This window comes from Lentzea tibetensis, assembly GCF_007845675.1.
Classification (GTDB): domain Bacteria; phylum Actinomycetota; class Actinomycetes; order Mycobacteriales; family Pseudonocardiaceae; genus Lentzea; species Lentzea tibetensis.
In genome coordinates, this window is sequence record NZ_VOBR01000031.1 from 16,710 (window position 1) to 35,696 (window position 18,987).

Consider the following 18,987-nt stretch of genomic DNA (forward strand, 5'->3'; position numbering starts at 1 on the left):
AATGTGTTGCGCCGTCAACGGATAACCGATGAGAGGTGCGGGCTCGTGATCCGTGTGGATCTGATTCGACCAGTGACCGAGTTGCTTCGGGACAACGCCCGGCGGTTTCCCGAGAAGGTCGCGTTCGTCGATGCTCGACGCGCGGTCGGGTACGCGGAGCTGGAAGCGAGGACCCGCCGGATCGGCGCCGGACTGGCGGCGGCCGGGATCGAACGGGGAGACCGGGTCGCGCTCTTCCTGGACAACTCGGTCGAGGTCGTCGAGACCTACCTCGGCATCCTGCGCGCGGGCGCGATCGCCGTGCCGCTGAACCCGCACTCCTCCGATCACGAGCTCGGCTATCTGCTCGACGACAGCGGCGCCCGCCTGGTCGTCACCGATCCCGCACACCGCGAGCAGGTGACCCGGACGCTGGCCAGGGGCAGGGACTTCCAGCTCGTCGTCACGCGCACCGACGATCTCTACGAGTCGTGGGCGGCGACCGAGTCCGGGCAGGAGGCGCGCGACGGGCTGGGCCTCGACGAGCCCGCCTGGATCCTCTACACGTCGGGGACCACCGGCAACCCGAAGGGCGTGGTGTCCACCCAGCGCAACGCGCTGTGGTCGGTCGCCGCCTGCTACGCGCCGATCCCGTCGCTGTCGGCCGAGGACCGCGTCCTGTGGCCGTTGCCGCTGCACCACAGCCTCGCGCACATCGTGTGCGTCCTCGCCGTCACCGCGGTCGGTGCCACGGCTCGGATCATGGGCGGGTTCACGCCGGACGACGCACTGCGGCACCTGCGCGAGGACCGGTCCACCGTGCTGGTCGGTGTGCCCGCGCTCTACCACCACCTGGAACACGCGGCGCGCGGGCAGCGCTTCGAGGACCTCCGGCTCTGCCTGGTCGGGGGATCGGTGACCTCTCCCGATCTCCGTGCGGCCGTGGAGCGGACGTTCGGCGTCCCGCTGCTCGACGCCTACGGCAGCACGGAGACCTGCGGTGCGATCACCACGGGCGGCCTCGCGGTGCCGGGCCTCACCGTGCGCCTCGTCGACGACGCGGGCACCGACGTGCCCAGCGGCACCGAGGGCGAGGTCGTCGTCGGCAGCCCCGGCGTCGCGCTCGGCTACCACGAGCAGCCCGAGGCCACCGCCGAGGTGTTCCGCGACGGCTGGTACCACACCGGGGATCTGGCGCGGCGCGACGAGAACGGCTACCTGACGATCACCGGTCGCCGCCGCGAGCTCATCATCCGCGGCGGCGAGAACGTCCACCCGGCCGAGGTCGAGGACGTGATCCGCAAGGTGCCCGGCGTCGCCGACGTCGCGGTCGCCGGCCGCGCGCACGACGTGCTGGGCGAGGTGCCGATCGCTTACGTCGTGCCGGGCGACGAGGACCTCGACCCGGCCGCGGTCTTCGCCACGTGCCGCGAGTTCCTCGCGTTCTTCAAGGTGCCCGAGGAGATCTGCGCGATCGACGAGATCCCGCGCACCCCGTCGGGGAAGATCAAACGGCACCTGCTGGCCGAGCGGCCCGCGCGACTGCTCGCCACCGCGGACACCCGGCACGAGTTCGCGCCGGCGGCACCCGCGGCCGACAACGAGATCACCGCCGCGCTGCGCGAGCGGCTGGAGGGCACCGACGACCTCGCGTTCCTGATCGAGCTGATCCGTCGTGAGCTCGCGGAGCTGTGCGATGCGGGAAAGGCTCGTCCGGACACCGCTTTCCGGGCGCTGGGACTCACCTCCGTCACCGCCGTCGAACTGCGCAACCGGCTGACCGCGGCCACCGGACTGGAGCTGCCCGCGACCGTGGCGTTCGACCACCCGAACGCGGGTGCACTGGCCGAGCACCTGAGGGCGGAGCTGCTCGGCCTGCGCCCGAGCGTGCTGCCCGCGGTGCGGGTCACCGGATCACGTGAACCGATCGCGGTGGTCGGCATCGGCGTGCGCCTACCGGGTGGGGTGGCATCGCCCGAGGACCTGTGGGATCTGCTGGCGAACGGTCGCGACGTCATCGGTGACTTCCCCGATGACCGCGGCTGGGACGTCGACGCTCTCTACGACCCAGATCCGCACGCGCCGGGCAAGTCCTACACCCGCCGAGGCGGGTTTCTCGCCGACGCCGCGGAGTTCGACGCGGGGTTCTTCGAGATCTCACCGCGTGAAGCGCTGGCGATGGACCCGCAGCAGCGGCTCCTGCTGGAGACGTCGTGGGAAGCGCTGGAGCACGCCGGGATCGACCCGGCTTCGCTGCGCGGCACGGACGTCGGTGTCTACACCGGACTCATGAACCAGCACTACGGCACCGGGCGGGTGCCGGAGAGCGTCGAGGGCGTGCGGGCGATGGGCACCGCGACCAGCGTCGCCGCGGGCCGCGTCGCGTACGTGCTCGGCCTGCGCGGACCCGCGGTCGTGGTGGACACGGCCTGTTCGTCGTCGCTCGTCACGCTCCACCTCGCCGCGCAGGCCCTGCGGTCGGGGGAGTGCTCGATGGCGCTGGCGGGCGGCGCGACCGTGATGAGCACGCCGGAGTCCTTTGTGGACTTTTCACGGCAACAGGCGCTGGCCGCGGACGGCCGGTGCAAGGCGTTCGCCGACAGCGCGGACGGCACCGCGTGGGCCGAGGGCGCGGGCGTGCTGGTGCTGGAGCGGTTGTCCGACGCGCGGCGGAACGGGCACCAGGTGCTCGCGCTGCTGCGGGGGTCGGCGGTGAACCAGGACGGTGCGTCGAACGGGCTCAGCGCGCCGAACGGTCCCGCGCAGCAGCAGGTGATCCGGCAGGCGCTGGCGAACGCCGGCCTGACCGCGGCCGACGTGGACGCCGTCGAGGCGCACGGCACCGGCACGGCGCTGGGCGACCCGATCGAGGCGCAGGCGATCATCGCGGCCTACGGTCACGACCGCGCGCAGCCGCTGTGGCTGGGATCGTTGAAGTCGAACATCGGTCACGCCCAGGCGGCCGCGGGCGTCGCCGGCGTGATCAAGATGATCCTGTCGTTGCGGCACGGCGTGCTGCCGCGGACGCTGCACGTGGACGCTCCGTCGTCGAAGATCGACTGGTCCTCCGGCGCGGTCTCGCTCCTGACCGAGCAGCAGCACTGGCCCGAGCACGGCCGCCCGCGCAGGGCGGGCGTGTCGTCGTTCGGCGCCAGCGGTACCAACGCTCACGTCGTGCTCGAACAGGGTGACGCGGTCGCGCCGGCCGAAGGCACTGCGGCGACGACAGCACTCCCGATCGCGGTGTCGGGACGGAGCCGGGAGGCGTTGCGGGACCAGGCCGCGCGGTTGCGCGACGTGCTGAGCGACCAGGACGTGGGCGAGCTCGGCCGGGCACTCGTGTCGGACCGCACCGCGTGGGAACACCGCGCCGTGGTGCTCGCGGAGAGCATCGACCAGGCCGTGGCCGGGCTGGGCGTCGTCGCCGAGGACGGTTCGGCGCCGGACGTGCTGACCGGGGTCGCTGACGCGGACGGCAGGACGGTCTTCGTCTTCCCCGGCCAGGGCGCGCAGTGGGACGGCATGGCGCGCGGGCTGTGGGCCGCGGACGAGGTGTTCGCGGAACGCATGGAGGAGTGCGCGCGGGCGCTGGCGCCGCACGTCGACTGGTCGCTCGCGGACGTGGTCAACGGTGTGGCCGGCGCGCCGGGATACGACCGGGTGGACGTGCTGCAGCCCGTGACGTTCGCGGTGATGGTGTCGCTGGCCGCGGTGTGGCAGGCGCACGGCGTGCAGCCGGACGCGGTCGTCGGGCATTCACAAGGGGAACTGGCCGCGGCGTGTGTCGCCGGTGCGCTCCCGCTCGAGGACGCCGCCCGGATCATCGCGTTGCGCAGCAAGGCGATCGCCGCCGGACTGACCGGACGCGGCGCGATGCTGTCGGTGGTGGCGCCGGAGCCGGTCGTGCGGGACCTGGTGGCGCCGTGGGAGGACCGGCTGTGGATCGCCGCGGCCAACGGACCCGACGCGACGACCGTCTCCGGTGATCCGGACGCGCTGGTCGAGTTCGAGGCCGTGCTGTCCGGCAAGGCGATGCTGCGCTGGCGGCTGCCCGGTGTCGACTTCGCCGGGCACTCCGGCCACGTCGAGAGCATCCGCGACGAGCTGTTGCGCGCGTGCGAGGGAATCACGCCGCGCACGAGCCGCATTCCGTTCTACTCGACGGTGACCGGCGAGGTGCTGGACACGAGCGGCCTGGACGCGGAGTACTGGTACCGGAACCTGCGTCAGACGGTCCGGTTCGGTGCGACCACCGAGGCGCTGGCCGCGGCGGGGCACGGAGTTTTCGTCGAGGTCAGCACGCATCCGGTGCTGACCTCGAACATCCAGGAGATCGCGCGCGACGCCGTGGTGTGCGGCACGCTGCGCCGGGACACCGATGACCGGGCGCGGTTCGTGCGGTCGCTCGCGGAGCTGTTCACCCGCGGTGTGCCCGTCGACTGGGACGCGCTGCTGCCCGCGCGGACGCGGCGTCTCGCGTTGCCCACCTATGCGTTCCAACGCGATCACTACTGGCTGCCCAGCGCGGCCACCGGAGACCCGGCCGCGATCGGGCAGGCCGAGGCGTCGCACCCGTTGCTGGGTGCCGTGGTCGAGACACCGGAGTCCGGCGGCGTCGTGCTGACCGGCAGGTTGTCTCCCGCGGCGCAGCCGTGGCTGGCCGACCACGTCGTGTCCGGTGTGCCGACGGTGCCGTCGTCCGCGCTGGTCGACCTCGTCGTGCACGCGGGTGACCAGGTCGAGCACCCGGTGCTGGACGAGTTCGTGATCGAGAGCCCGATCGTCCTGCCGGACAACGGGTACGTGCGGGTGCAGGTCGCGGTCGGCGGCGCCGACGGGTCCGGCAGGCGCGCGGTGTCCGTGCACGCCAAGGCGGACGCCGGGCCGTGGATCCGGCACGCGACCGGTTTCCTGAGCGCGGGCGCCACCGTCGGTGGTGATCCGCTGCCGTGGCCGCCCGATGGTGCGCGGGCGGTCGAACCCGCCGAGCACTACGCGGCGCTCGCCGACCGGGGCGTCGGGCACGGCCCGGCGTTGCGGTGCCTGGAGAAGGTGTGGGTCCGCGGTGACGAGGTGTTCGGCGAGGCCCTGCTGCCGGAGCGGATGGACTCGGCGGGTTACGGCGTGCATCCGGCGTTGCTGGAGACCGCCGTGCAGCTGGTGCCCGCGGAACGGGATGCCGTGCCGGTGTCCTGGCAGCGGGTCGTGCTGCACGCGTCCGGTGCGACCTCGGTCCGGATCCGCCTGGCGGACAACGGTGTTGAGCTGACCGACGCGGACGGCAGGCCGGTGCTGACCGTCGGTGCGCTGGCGGCCGCGCCACTGGTGGCCGCTCGTCAGGACGACGCGCGGGACGCGTTGTTCGCGATCGACTGGGTGCCGTTCACCGGTGCGCGCGGCAGGACCGCGGCGTCGGGCTGGGTGCAGTTCGAGGTGCGGCCAGGCGATGTCGACGACGTGCGACGGGTGCGGCTGGCGCTCGGCGAGGCGCTGGCGGCCCTGCGGGAGTCCGGTCAGGAACGCCTCGTGGTGATCACCCGTGACGACACCGATCCGGCGGTCACCGCGGTGTGGGGTCTCGTGCGCGCCGCGCAGACGGAGAACCCGGACCGGATCATGCTGGCCGATCTCGGGCCGGACGGTCACCTCGACTTCGACCTCGACGCGCTCGCGGCCGCGGACGAGTGGCAGGTGTCCGTGCGCGACGGCCGGGTGTGCGTGCCCCGGCTGGTTCGCGCCGCGCACGAGCCGTCGTCCGGTGAGGTGCTCGATCCTGCGGGCACGGTGCTGGTCACCGGTGGCACCGGCACGCTGGGCGCGCTGATCGCCCGGCACGTGATCACGAACCACGGCGTGCGCAGTCTCGTGCTGGCGTCACGTCGCGGACTCGAAGCCCCTGGTGCCGCTGAACTTCAGGCCGAGCTCTCGGAGCTGGGCGCGCGGGTCGAGATCGTGGCCTGTGACATCGCCGAGCGCGACCAGGTGCGGGCACTGCTGTCGTGCGCGCCCGCCGACGCCCCGCTGACCGCGGTGGTGCACACCGCGGGTGTGCTGGACGACGGCGTCGTCACCGCACTCACCCCGGAACGCTTCGACGCGGTGCTGCGCCCGAAGGCCGACGCCGCGGTGCACCTCGACGAGCTGACCCGCGGTCTCGGCCTGGCCGCCTTCGTGTTGTTCTCGTCGGCGTCCGGCGTGTTCGGCAACGGCGGGCAGGGCAACTACGCGGCCGCCAACACGTTCCTCGACGCCGTCGCGGTGCGCAGGCGTGCCGCGGGTGAGGCCGCGGTGTCCCTCGCCTGGGGTTACTGGGGGCAGACGAGTGCGCTGACCAGCGGCCTCGGCCAGGCGGACATGGCCAGGATGGCCAGGCAGGGCATGAAACCGCTGGGATCCGCGCAGGGGGTGGTGCTGTTCGACCTCGGCCTCACGTCGTCTCGCGCGACGCTGGTGCCCGCCGCGCTGGACGTCGCGGCCCTGCGCCGGATGGCGGCGACCGGGCCGGTGCCATCGGTGCTGCGCGGTCTGGCGGGACGTGGTCGCAGCACGGCGAGGGCAGCGACCGGACTGGCCGCCAGGCTCTCCGGGCTGGCCGAGCCGAAGCAGCTGGACCTGCTGGTGGACGTCATCAGCGCGGAAGCCGCCACCGTGCTGGGTGGCGGTCGTGATCTGGTGCGGCGCACGCGGGCGTTCAAGGAGATGGGGTTCGACTCGCTCACGGCGGTCGAGCTGCGCAACCGGCTGAACGCGGTGACCGCGCTGCACCTGCCGACCACCCTGGTCTTCGACTACCCGAATCCGGCCGCGCTGGCCGCTCACCTGAGGGCCGAGCTGGTCGGGACGACCGCAGGGCCGGTGACGGCGGTCGCGTCGACGGTGACGGCTGAGCCGATCGCGGTGGTGGGCATCGGTGTCCGGCTGCCCGGCGGTGTGTCGAGTCCCGAGGAGCTGTGGGAGCTGCTGGCGCGTGGCGGTGACGTGATCGGCGACTTCCCGGCCGATCGCGGCTGGGACGCCGACGCCGTGTACGACCCGGATCCCGACGCGCCGGGGAAGTCCTACTCGCGCAGCGGCGGGTTCCTCTCCGGTGTGGCCGACTTCGACGCCGGGTTCTTCGGGATCTCGCCGCGTGAGGCGCTGGCGATGGATCCGCAGCAGCGGTTGTTGCTGGAGACGTCCTGGGAGGCGCTGGAGCGCGCCGGGGTCGATCCGGCCGCGTTGCGCGGCGAAGCGGTCGGTGTCTACACCGGACTGATCAACAACAACTACGTCGGCATTCCCGGTATCGGCACCGAGCTGGACGGGCATCTGCTCACCGGTGGTGCCTCGAGCGTCGCCGCGGGCCGGGTGTCCTACGTGCTGGGTGTCGAGGGTCCTGCGGTCACGGTGGACACGGCGTGTTCGTCGTCGTTGGTGGCGATTCACCTGGCATCGCAGGCTTTGCGGTCCGGTGAGTGCACGATGGCGCTGGCGGGCGGCGCGACCGTGATGGTGACCTCGGATCCGTTCATCGAGTTCTCCCGGCAACGCGGGTTGGCCGTGGACGGCCGGTGCAAGGCGTTCGCCGACGGGGCCGACGGCACCGGCTGGGGCGAGGGTGTCGGCGTGCTCGTGCTGGAGCGGCTGTCCGACGCGCGGCGCAACGGCAGGCGGATTCTCGGGCTCGTGCGGGGATCGGCGATCAACCAGGACGGTGCGTCGAACGGCCTGACGGCGCCGAACGGTCCGTCGCAGCAGCGGGTGATCAGGCAGGCGCTGGCCAACGCCGGTGTGTCCGCCGCCGAGGTCGACGCGGTCGAGGCGCACGGGACCGGCACCACCCTGGGTGATCCGATCGAGGCGCAGGCGTTGATCGCGACCTACGGCCAGAACCGCGCCGAGCCCCTGTACCTGGGGTCGTTGAAGTCCAACGTCGGCCACCCGCAGGCCGCGGCCGGGGTCGCGGGCGTGATCAAGATGCTGCTGGCGATGCGGCACGGCGTGCTGCCGCCGACGCTGCACGTCGACGCGCCGTCGTCGAAGATCGACTGGTCGGCCGGATCGGTCTCGCTGGTCACCGAGGCGGCCGACTGGCCGTCGACCGGACGTCCGCGCCGCGCGGGAGTCTCGTCCTTCGGGGTCAGCGGTACCAACGCTCACGTCGTTCTCGAGGAAGCGCCTCCGGTCGTCGACGTCGAGGTGACGCCTGCCCACGAGACGGCATTGCCCGTTGTGGTGTCGGCGCGTTCCACGGCTGCCCTGCAGGGGCAGGCGGCGCGACTGGCGGACTTCGCCGAGGACTCGAGTGCCTGTCTGACCGAGATCGCGGGAACGCTGGCAGGGCGATCGTCCTGGGAGTACCGCGCCGTGGTCGTGGCCGAGGACCGCGCCGAAGCCGTTGACGGTCTGCGGGCGCTGGCCGAGGGGCGTTCTGCGTCGAGTGTGGTGTCGGGCGTGGCTGACGTGTCGGGCAAAACCGTCTTCGTCTTTCCCGGGCAGGGCGCGCAGTGGGTGGGGATGGCCCGTGGGTTGTGGGCCGCTGATCCGGTGTTCGCCGCGCAGATGGCTCGGTGTGAGCAGGCGTTGGCTGCCGTTGTCGACTGGTCGTTGGCCGATGTGGTGCACGGTGTTGACGGTGCGCCGACGATTGACCGGGTTGATGTGGTGCAGCCGGTGTCGTTCGCGGTGATGGTGTCGCTGGCCGAGGTGTGGTGTTCCCGCGGGGTGACTCCGGACGCCGTGGTCGGGCATTCGCAGGGTGAGTTGGCAGCCGCGTGTGTGGCCGGTGCGTTGTCGTTGGAAGACGCTGCGCGGATTGTGGCGTTGCGCAGCAAGGTGATCGCGGCGGAGCTGGCCGGCCGGGGCGGCATGATGTCGGTCGCCGAGCCGGTGGATCGGGTGGCCGAGCGTCTGACCGGCCGGGTGGAGATCGCCGCGGTGAACGGACCCGAGTCGGTGGTCGTCGCCGGTGATCCGGACGCCCTCGACGAACTGCGGCAGCGGTGCCTGGACGACGGTGTGCGGGCTCGGTTGATCCCGGTGGACTACGCGTCGCACACGTGGCACGTGGACGCGATTCGTGAGCGGCTGGCGGAGTTGCTGGGCGGCATCGCTTCGAGTGCACCGGTGGTTCCATGGCTGTCCACTGTGGACTTCGAGTGGGTCGATGGGCCGGTCGACGCCGGTTACTGGTACCGGAACCTGCGGCAGCGGGTCCGGTTCGCGGACGCCATCGGCCTGCTCGCGAACGAGGACTTCGGCGTGTTCGTCGAGGTGTCGAGCCATCCGGTGCTCACGTCGAGCATGCAGGACGTGGTCGGCACGCGCGGCGTGATTTGCGGGACGCTGCGCCGCGACCAGGACGAACCGCGGAGGCTGCTCCAGTCGCTCGCCGAGCTGCACGTGCGCGGTGTTGCGGTCGACTGGGCGCTGCCCGCGGGCCGGGTCGAGCTGCCCACGTACGCGTTCCAGCGGGAGCGGTACTGGCTGACGCCGCCCGCCGGTGCGGGTGACCTGAGCGGGGTGGGGCTCGCCGGCACCGGGCACCCGTTGCTGGGTGCGGTGGTCGAGTCCCCGGACGGCGTGCTGCTGAGCGGGCGGATCTCACTCGGCACGCACGGGTGGCTGGCCGACCACGCGGTCTCGGATGTCGTCATCGTGCCCGGCACCGCGCTGGTCGAGATGGCGATCCACGCCGGTGACCAGGTGAACCACCCGGTGCTGGACGAGCTCGTCATCGAGACGCCGCTGCGACTCGCGGAGGGCGACGTGCTGCGGCTGCAGGTCGCGGTGAGCGACGCGGACGCGACCGGCAGGTGCCCGGTCACCATCCACTCGCGGCCGGACCGCGAGACGGGTGAGTGGACCCGGCACGCGACCGGCTTCCTCGCCGCGGGCTCCGCCGCCACCGGAGCGGACCTGACCGCGTGGCCGCCGCGAGACGCGGCGCCGATCGAGCTCAGCGAGTTCTACGACGAGCTGGCCGGCCGCGGCTACCACTACGGCCCGGCGTTCCGCGGGCTGACGGCCGCGTGGGTGCGCGGCGAGGAGATCTTCGCGGAGGTCGGTCTCCCCGAAGGCGTGGACGCGGCGGGTTTCGGCATCCACCCGGCGCTGTTCGACGCCGCGTTGCACGCCGGAGCAGTGACCACAGTGGACAGTGCGTCCGCCGACGAGAGCCAGGTGGCGCTGCCGTTCGCCTGGAACGGCGTCGTGCTGCGGGCGACCGGCGCCACCTCGGTGCGGGCACGGGTGGTGAACCACCCGGACGGCCTGCGACTCGACCTGGCCGACCCGCTCGGCGAACCGGTGCTGTCGATCTCCGCGCTGGTCACGCGAGCGACTCCGCTGGCGCAGCTCGGCGAGAGCCGCGACCGCGAGGTGCTGTACGCGGTCGACTGGACGCCGCTGCCGCTGGAGCTCACCGACACCGCCGGCGTGGTCGTCACGAATGTTCAGGACCTCACGGCGTTGCCGGAAACGCCGCCGTGGCTGGTGCTGCCGGTCGACGGCACCGAACTGGTCCGCGACGCGTTGTCGCGGGTGCTGGCCGTGCTGCAGGAAGTGTTGGCAGACCCGAGGTGGAGCTCGACCCGGCTGGCGGTGTGGACCCGCGGCGGTGTCGTGGCCAAGCACGGTGACGTGGTGGATCCGGCGGTCGCGGCCGTGTGGGGCCTGGTCCGGTCGGCGCAGACCGAGTGCCCGGAACGGGTGCTGCTGGCCGACGCGGACACGCTGCTGGGGCTCGACGTGGTGGCCGCGGCGGGGGAGTGGCAGGTCGCGATCCGCGACGGGATCGCGTACGCGCCCCGGCTCGCCCGCGCGGGCGGCGGCCTGCGACCGTCCGGCGTTCCGTGGGTGCTCGACACGACGGGTGCCGGGACGCTGGACAACCTGGCGCTGCTGCCGTGCCCGGATGCGTCGGCGCCGTTGGGCGCCGGCGAGGTGCGGGTGGACGTCCGCGCGTGTGGCCTGAACTTCCGCGACGTGCTGACCGCGCTCGGCATGTACCCCGGTGCGGCGAGCATGGGCGGCGAAGGCGCGGGTGTCGTGCTGGAGGTCGGTCCAGGGGTGACCAGGTTCGCGCCCGGCGATCGGGTGATGAGCCAGGACCTGCTGTTCGGACCGGTCGCGGTGGTCGAGGAACGGCTGCTGGCAACGGTTCCCGACGGGTGGTCGTTCGAACAGGCCGCGGCGACGCCGGTCGCGTTCCTCACCGCGTTCTACGGCCTGAGCGTGCTGGCCGGGGTGACGGAGGGCGAACGCGTGCTGGTGCACGCGGGTGCCGGCGGCGTCGGCATGGCCGCCGTGCAGCTGGCGCGCTACCTGGGCGCGGAGGTGTTCGCGACCGCGAGCACCGGCAAGCACGACGTGTTGCGCGCCATGGGCTTGGCCGACACGCACATCGGTGACTCCCGCTGCGTCGACTTCGAGCAGCGGTTCCGCGACGCCACCGGCGGTCGCGGTGTCGACGTGGTGCTGAACTCGCTCACCGGTGAGTTCGTGGACGCCTCGGCGCGGCTGCTGGCCGTCGGCGGCCGGTTCATCGAGATGGGCAAGACCGACATCCGCGACGCCGGGGCGTTCCCCGGTGTGCGGTACCAGGCTTTCGACCTGCGCGAGGCAGGGCCGGACGCGATCGGCCGGATGCTCCGCGACCTCGTCGTCCTCTTCGAGGCGGGCGCGCTCCGGCCGTTGCCGATCACCGTGTGGGACATGGGCGAGGCGCCGGACGCGTTCCGGCACATGGCGCAGGGCAAGCACGTGGGCAAGAACGTGCTGCGGGTCGGGCGGCCGCTCGACCAGGACGGGACCGTGCTGATCACCGGCGGCACCGGCACGCTCGGTGGACTGACCGCACGTCATCTCGTTGCCGGACACGGCGTTCGGCACGTCGTGCTGGCGTCGCGACGCGGACCAGATGCGCCGGGTGCCGACGGCCTGCGGGCCGAACTGGAGGGGCTCGGGGCGCGGGTGGACGTCGTCGCGTGCGACGTCTCGGACCGCGCGCAGGCCGAGTCGCTGCTGGCCGGGATCCCGGCGCTGACCGGCGTCGTGCACACCGCGGGCGCTCTGGACGACGGAGTGGTCAGCGCGCAGAACCCCGACCGCATCGACGCCGTGCTGCGCCCCAAGGCGGACGCGGCGGTGCACCTCGACGAGCTCACCCGAGGCAGGGACCTCGCCGCGTTCGTGCTCTTCTCCGCGGCGGCGGGTGTGCTGGGTGGTGCGGGCCAGTCCAACTACGCCGCGGCCAACACCTTCCTGGACGCGCTCGCTCAACGCAGGCGCGCCGCGGGCGAGGCCGCCACGTCGGTCGCCTGGGGCTACTGGGCCGAGACCAGTGAGCTGACCGCGAACCTCGGCGAGGCGGATCTGGCGCGCATGGCGCGAGCGGGTGTTCGCCCGCTGGAGTCGGCGCAGGGCATGGCTCTGCTCGACGCCGCACTGGTGTCCCCGCGTGCCGCGCTGGTGCCGATCGCGCTCGACGTGGCCGCGCTGCGCAGGCAGGCGGTGCCGTCGATCCTCAGCGGACTGGCCGGCCGGAGCCGGAAGGCGGCGAGCTCCGAGAAGGCCGCGACCGGGCTGGTCGCGCGACTCGCCGCCCTGCCGCGTGACGAGCAGGTCGCCGCGCTCGTCGAGCTGGTGCGCACCGAGGCGGCCGCCGTGCTCGGCGGTGCGCCCGACCTGGTGCGGGCGACCGGCGCGTTCCGGGACGCCGGGTTCGACTCGCTCACCGCGGTGGAGCTGCGCAACAGGCTCACCGGGATCACCGAGCTGCAGCTGCCCGCGACACTGGTCTTCGACCACCCCAACCCGGCGAACCTGGCCGAGCACCTGCACGGCAGACTGCTCGGCTCGGCCGCCGAGGCCGTGCGCGTGGCGGCGCCGGTGGCGTTGCAGGAGCCGATCGCGATCGTCGGGATCGGCGTCCGGCTGCCGGGCGGGATCTTCGGACCCGACGAGTTCTGGGACCTCCTCGCCGCCGGCGGCGACGTCATGGGCGGCTTCCCGGAGGACCGCGGCTGGAACGTCGAGACGCTGTACGACCCGGACCCGGACGCGCCGGGGAAGTCCTACACCCGCAGCGGTGCGTTCCTCGATCACGCGGCCGAGTTCGACGCGGCGTTCTTCGGGATCTCGCCGCGTGAGGCGTTGGCGATGGATCCGCAGCAGCGGTTGTTGCTGGAGACGACGTGGGAGGCGCTGGAACGTGCTGAAATCGATCCGACCTCGTTGCGCGGCAAGGACATTGGTGTCTACACCGGACTGATTTACCACGACTACGGCACCGGCGAGGGAGCCGTGCCGGAGGGCCTCGAGGGACACCGGGTGGCCGGCGCCGCGGGCAGTGTCGCCGCGGGACGCGTGTCGTACGTGCTCGGACTCGAGGGACCCGCGGTGGTCGTCGACACGGCGTGCTCGTCGTCGCTGGTGGCGCTGCACCTGGCCGCTCAGGGCCTGCGGCTCGGCGAGTGCTCGATGGCGCTCGCGGGTGGTGCGACCGTGATGGCGACACCGCAGACGTTCGTGGACTTCTCCCGGCAGGGCGGGCTCTCCGTCGACGGGCGCTGCAAGGCGTTCGCCGATGCCGCGGACGGCACCGGCTGGGCCGAGGGTGTCGGTGTGCTCGTGCTCGAACGGTTGTCCGACGCGCGGCGCCACGGTCGCCAGATCCTCGGTGTGGTGCGGGGTTCGGCGATGAACCAGGACGGCGCGTCGAACGGTCTGACGGCGCCGAACGGTCCGGCTCAGCAGCGGGTGATTCGTCAGGCGCTGGCGAACGCCGGTGTCCCGGCCGCGGAGGTCGACGTCGTCGAGGCGCACGGGACCGGTACGACGCTGGGCGATCCGATCGAGGCGCAGGCGGTGATCGCGACCTACGGGCAGGACCGCGCGCAACCGTTGTGGCTCGGCTCGGTGAAGTCCAACCTCGGGCACACCCAGGCCGCCGCCGGTGTGGTCGCGGTGATCAAGATGCTGCTGGCCATGCGGCACGGTGTTATGCCGCGCACGCTGCACGTGGACGCCCCGTCGTCGAAGGTCGACTGGTCCGCGGGGTCGGTCTCGGTGCTGGCCGATCATCGTGAGTGGCCGCGGGACGGTCATCCGCGCCGCGCGGGCGTGTCGTCGTTCGGTGTGTCCGGGACGAACGCGCACCTTGTCCTGGAGGAGGCGCCGGACGTTGAGGCTCCTGCAGTGTCTGATGTGGACGGTGTGGTACCGCTGGTGGTGTCGGGCCGATCGGCGGATGCGTTGCGGGGTCAGGCTGCTCGGTTGGCTGAGGTCGACGCGGGTGTTGGTGAGTTGGCCGGTTCGTTGGTGGGGCGGTCGTTGTGGGAGCACCGCGCGGTGGTGCTGGCTGAGGATCGTGACAGTGCTGTTGCCGGGTTGCGGGCGTTGGCTGAGGGGCGTTCGGCTTCCGGCGTGGTGACCGGTGTCGCCGATGGGCTCGCCGGGAAGCTGGTGTTCGCGTTCACGGGTCAGGGTGCGCAGCGGTCCGGTATGGGTCGTGAGTTGTACGAGGCCTATCCGGTGTTCGCGGCGAGGTTCGATGAGGTGTGTGCTGCGCTGGGTACTCCGGTGCGGGATGTGGTCTTTGGTGAGCCGGATGGTCGGCTTGATCAGACGGTGTTCACGCAGCCCGCGTTGTTCGCGTTCGAGGTCGCGTTGGCTGCGTTGTTGGAGTCCTGGGGCATGCGCCCGGAAGTGCTGGTGGGCCACTCGATTGGTGAGTTGAGCGCCGCCTACGTGGCTGGTGTGTGGTCGCTGCCGGACGCGGCGAAGCTGGTGACGGCGCGGGCCGGGTTGATGCAGGCGTTGCCCGAGGGCGGCGCGATGGCGGCGGTCGCGGCGACCGAGGACGAGGTTCTCGAGGTGTTGGCGTCGTGGGACGGTGCGTGTGTCGCGGCGGTGAACGGCGCGTCCTCGGTGGTGATCTCCGGGACGGCGGAGGCCGTGGCCGGTGCGAGCGCGGTGCTGGTCGAGCGCGGCCACCGGGTCAAGCCGCTGCGGGTGAGTCACGCGTTCCACTCGGCGCTGATGGAGCCGATGCTGGCCGAGTTCCGCGAGGTGGCCGAGTCGGTCGAGTACCGGGAGCCGCGGATTCCGATCGTGTCCACGGCGGGCGGTGACATGGGCACGCCCGAGTACTGGGTGCAGCAGGTGCGCCGCCCGGTGCGGTTCGCGGACGCGGTCGCGACGGTGGCGCAGCAGGGTGATCGGGTGTGGGTGGAGGTCGGCCCCGACGGGGCGTTGACGGCCATGACGCCCGACGCGGCCGCGATCGCCTTGTGCCGCAGGGACAAGCCCGAGGTGACCACGCTGCTCACCGGGCTGGCGGAGCTGTTCACGCGGGGCGTGCCGACCGACTGGACGCACCACCTGCCCGAGTCGTCCGGCCGGGTCGTCCTGCCGACGTACGCGTTCCAGCGCGAGCGGTACTGGTTCACCCGGTCCGGCGGGACCGGCGACCTGGCCGCGGTCGGGCTGAACCCGGCCGAGCACCCGTTGCTGGGTGCCGTGATGGAGTCGCCCGCGGGCCTGACGCTGACCGGCCGGATCTCGCTCGCCACACACGCCTGGCTGGCCGATCACGCGGTGTCCGGTGTGGTGATCGTTCCTGGCGCGGCGTTGGTGGACATGGCGATCCACGCCGGTGACCGAGTCGAGCACCCCGTGCTGGACGAGCTCGTGATCGAGGCACCGATGCGGCTGACCGAGGCGACCGTGCTGCGGGTCCAGGTGAGCGTCGCCGAGGTCGACGGGACCGGCCGGCGACCGGTGGAGATCCACTCCTGCTCGGACGGCGACTGGGTCCGCAACGCGACCGGGTTCCTCGCTCCCGACAGCCCACCGGTCTCCACTGCACTCGCGGTGTGGCCACCCGAGGGCGCCGAAGCCGTTGGGCTCGGCGGCTTCTACGAGACGTTGACGGAGCGCGGTTACGAGTACGGGCCGGTGTTCCAGGGGCTGACCGCGGCGTGGGTGCGCGGCGACGAGGTGTTCGGCGAGGTCACCCTGCCCGATCCGGGCGACGCCACTGGGTTCGGCATCCACCCGGCGCTGCTCGACGCGGCACTGCACACGGGCGCGGTCGTGGACGAGCCCGAGGAGACGGGAACGGTGAAGCTGCCGTTCGCGTGGAACCGGGTCGCGTTGCACGCGAACGGTGCGACCGCGGTGCGGGTGCACGCCGTCGAAGGTCCGGACGGGCTCTCGCTCGAACTGTCCGACGCGGACGGCCGCCTCGTGCTGACGGTCGGGTCGCTGGTGACCCGCACGATTCCGGCGGGCGAGCTCGCGGTGACCGCGAAACGGGGCCAGGACGCGCTGTACGTCGTGGACTGGACGACGCTCGCCGTGGCACCCCGCCCACTGCCGGACGGTGCCGCGTGGCGCGTGGTGCACGCCGGCACCGACGTGCCGGGAGGTGCGGAGCCCGAGCGCACGAGGGTGGTGCTGGCACAGGTGCTCGATGCGCTGCAGGGATTTCTGGCCGACCCGGCGTCGAACCGGTTGCTGGTCACGACGTCCCGTGCGGTCGCCGTGGACGCGACTGAGGCGGTCGACCCGGTGGCGGCGGCGGTGTGGGGCCTGGTGCGGGCGGCGCAGGCGGAGAACCCGGACCGGATCGTGCTGGCGGACCTCGACTCGCGGATCGACGTCGACCCGGACGAGCTCGCCGATCTCGGCGAGTGGCAGGTCGCGGTGCGCGGGGACCGGATCCACGCGCCACGCCTGGCCCGTGCGGGCGGCGAGCTCCGGCCCGCTGACGACGGACCGTGGGTGCTCGACACGACCGCAGCGGGGACACTGGAGAACCTGGCACTGGTGCCGCACCCGGAGGCGCTGGCGCCGCTGGGTGGCGGCGAGGTGCGGGTGGACGTCCGGGCCTGCGGCCTGAACTTCCGCGACGTGCTGATGGCGTTGGGCATGTACCCCGGCGAGATCAGCCTCGGCGGCGAAGGCGCCGGTGTGGTGGTCGAGGTCGGCCCCGAGGTCACCGCGTTGCGGCCGGGGGACCGGGTGATGGGGCTCGGGCTCGCGTTCGGACCCGTGGTGGTCGCGGACGGACGGCTGCTCACCCGCATCCCGCCGCACTGGTCGTTCGAGCAGGCCGCGGCGGTGCCGACGGCGTACCTCACCGCGTTCTACGGGCTGCGCGTGCTCGGTGGACTGACCGAGGGGGAGCGCGTGCTGGTGCACGCCGGTGCGGGCGGCGTCGGCATGGCGGCGGTGCAGCTGGCCCAGCACTTCGGTGCGGAGGTGTTCGCCACGGCGAGCACCGGGAAGCACGACGTGTTGCGGGCCATGGGACTGGACGACGCGCACATCGGTGACTCGCGGAGTCTCGAGTTCGAGCAACGCTTCCGCGACGGTGTCGACGTGGTGCTGGACTCGCTCGCGGGTGAGTTCGTGGACGCGTCGCTGCGGTTGCTGCGTCCGGGCGGCCGGTTCCTGGAGATGGGCAAGACGGACGTCCGGGACGCGGCAGAAGTTGCTCGCCGTCACGACCGGGTGCTCTACCAGGCGTTCGACCTCGTGGAAGCGGGGCCGGTCCTGATCGGGCAGATGCTGGGCGAACTGGTGACCCTGCTGGAAAGCGGCGCGGTGCGGCCGTTGCCGCTGACGGTGTGGGACATCCGGCAGGCGCCGGACGCGTTCCGGCACATGGCGCAGGCCAAGCACGTCGGCAAGAACGTGCTGCGGATCGGACGGTCGCTCGATCAGGACGGGACCGTGCTGATCACCGGTGGCACCGGTGCGCTGGGTGGTTCGGTGGCCCGGCACGTGGTGACCGGGCACGGGGTCCGCGACCTCGTGCTGGCGTCCAGGAGCGGAGCGGAGGCTCCCGGCGCGGCCGAGCTGCGGGCCGAGCTCGAACAGCTCGGAGCGCGGGTCTCGTTCGTAGCCTGCGATGTTGCCTCCCGCGCGCAGGTCGAGACGTTGCTGGCCGGGATTCCGAACCTCACCGGCGTCATCCACACCGCGGGTGTGCTCGACGACGGCCTCGTCACCGCGCTCACCGCGGAACGGATGGACACCGTGCTGCGGCCCAAGGTGGACGCCGCGGTGCACCTCGACGAACTGACCCGTGGCCGGGATCTGGCGGCGTTCGTGTTGTTCTCCTCGGCTTCCGGCGTGCTCGGCAGCGGTGGTCAGGGCAGCTACTGCGCGGCCAACACGTTCCTCGACGCGGTCGCCGAACGGCGCCGCGCCGCGGGTGAGTCCGCGACGTCTCTCGCCTGGGGCGCCTGGGAAGGCGGCATGGTGGCCCGGCTCGGTGAGACGGACCTGGCCAGGATGGCGCGATCCGGCATGCGGGCGCTCGACCCCGCACTGGGCATGGAGCTGCTCGACGCGGGCATCACGTCGCCCCGGCCGGCGCTCGTGCCGATCGACCTCGATCTCGCGGCGCTGCGCAAGCAGGCGGCGACGGGCGCGCTGGCGCCGATCCTGCGCGGCCTCGCCGGGCGCACCCGGCGCACCGCGAGCGTCGCGCAGGCGTCGACCGGTCTCCTCGCGAAGCTGGTCGCCCTGCCGGAGTCCGAGCAGATCGGCACGCTGGTGGAGCTCGTCCGGACCGAGGCGGCTGCGGTGCTCGGAGGTTCGACGGATCTGGTGCGGGCCAACGGCGCGTTCAGGGACGCCGGGTTCGACTCGCTGACCGCGGTCGAACTGCGCAACCGGCTCACGTCGCTGACCGAGGTCACGCTCCCCGCGACGCTCGTGTTCGACTACCCCAATCCCCAGGCTCTCGCGGAACACCTGCACGGCCAGCTCGTCGACGGCGCGGGTCCGCAGTCCGTCGTCCTGCCGATGGTGCTCACCGCGCTGGACACCGCGGCGAACCTCATCGACCGCTTCGCAGGGTCCACTTCGGACGCTTCGCACATCCGACTGAAGCTCCGCGGCATCTTCGACGGCCTCGGCGACCGCAACGAGCTGAGCGACATCGAAGACGCAACAACGGAAGACCTCTACGACATCCTTGATCAAGAACTCGACGCGATCTAGCGGAGTGAT

1 protein-coding gene is annotated in these 18,987 nt (G+C 72.4%); it reads left to right on the forward strand.

Features of this window, described 5'->3' with window-relative positions:
• The first annotated feature begins 72 nt into the window (after positions 1–72).
• Positions 73–18,978, forward strand: a complete 18,906-nt coding sequence (locus FKR81_RS45330) for a type I polyketide synthase (protein ID WP_235922027.1) — start codon at positions 73–75, stop codon at positions 18,976–18,978.
• Positions 18,979–18,987 lie beyond the last annotated feature (9 nt).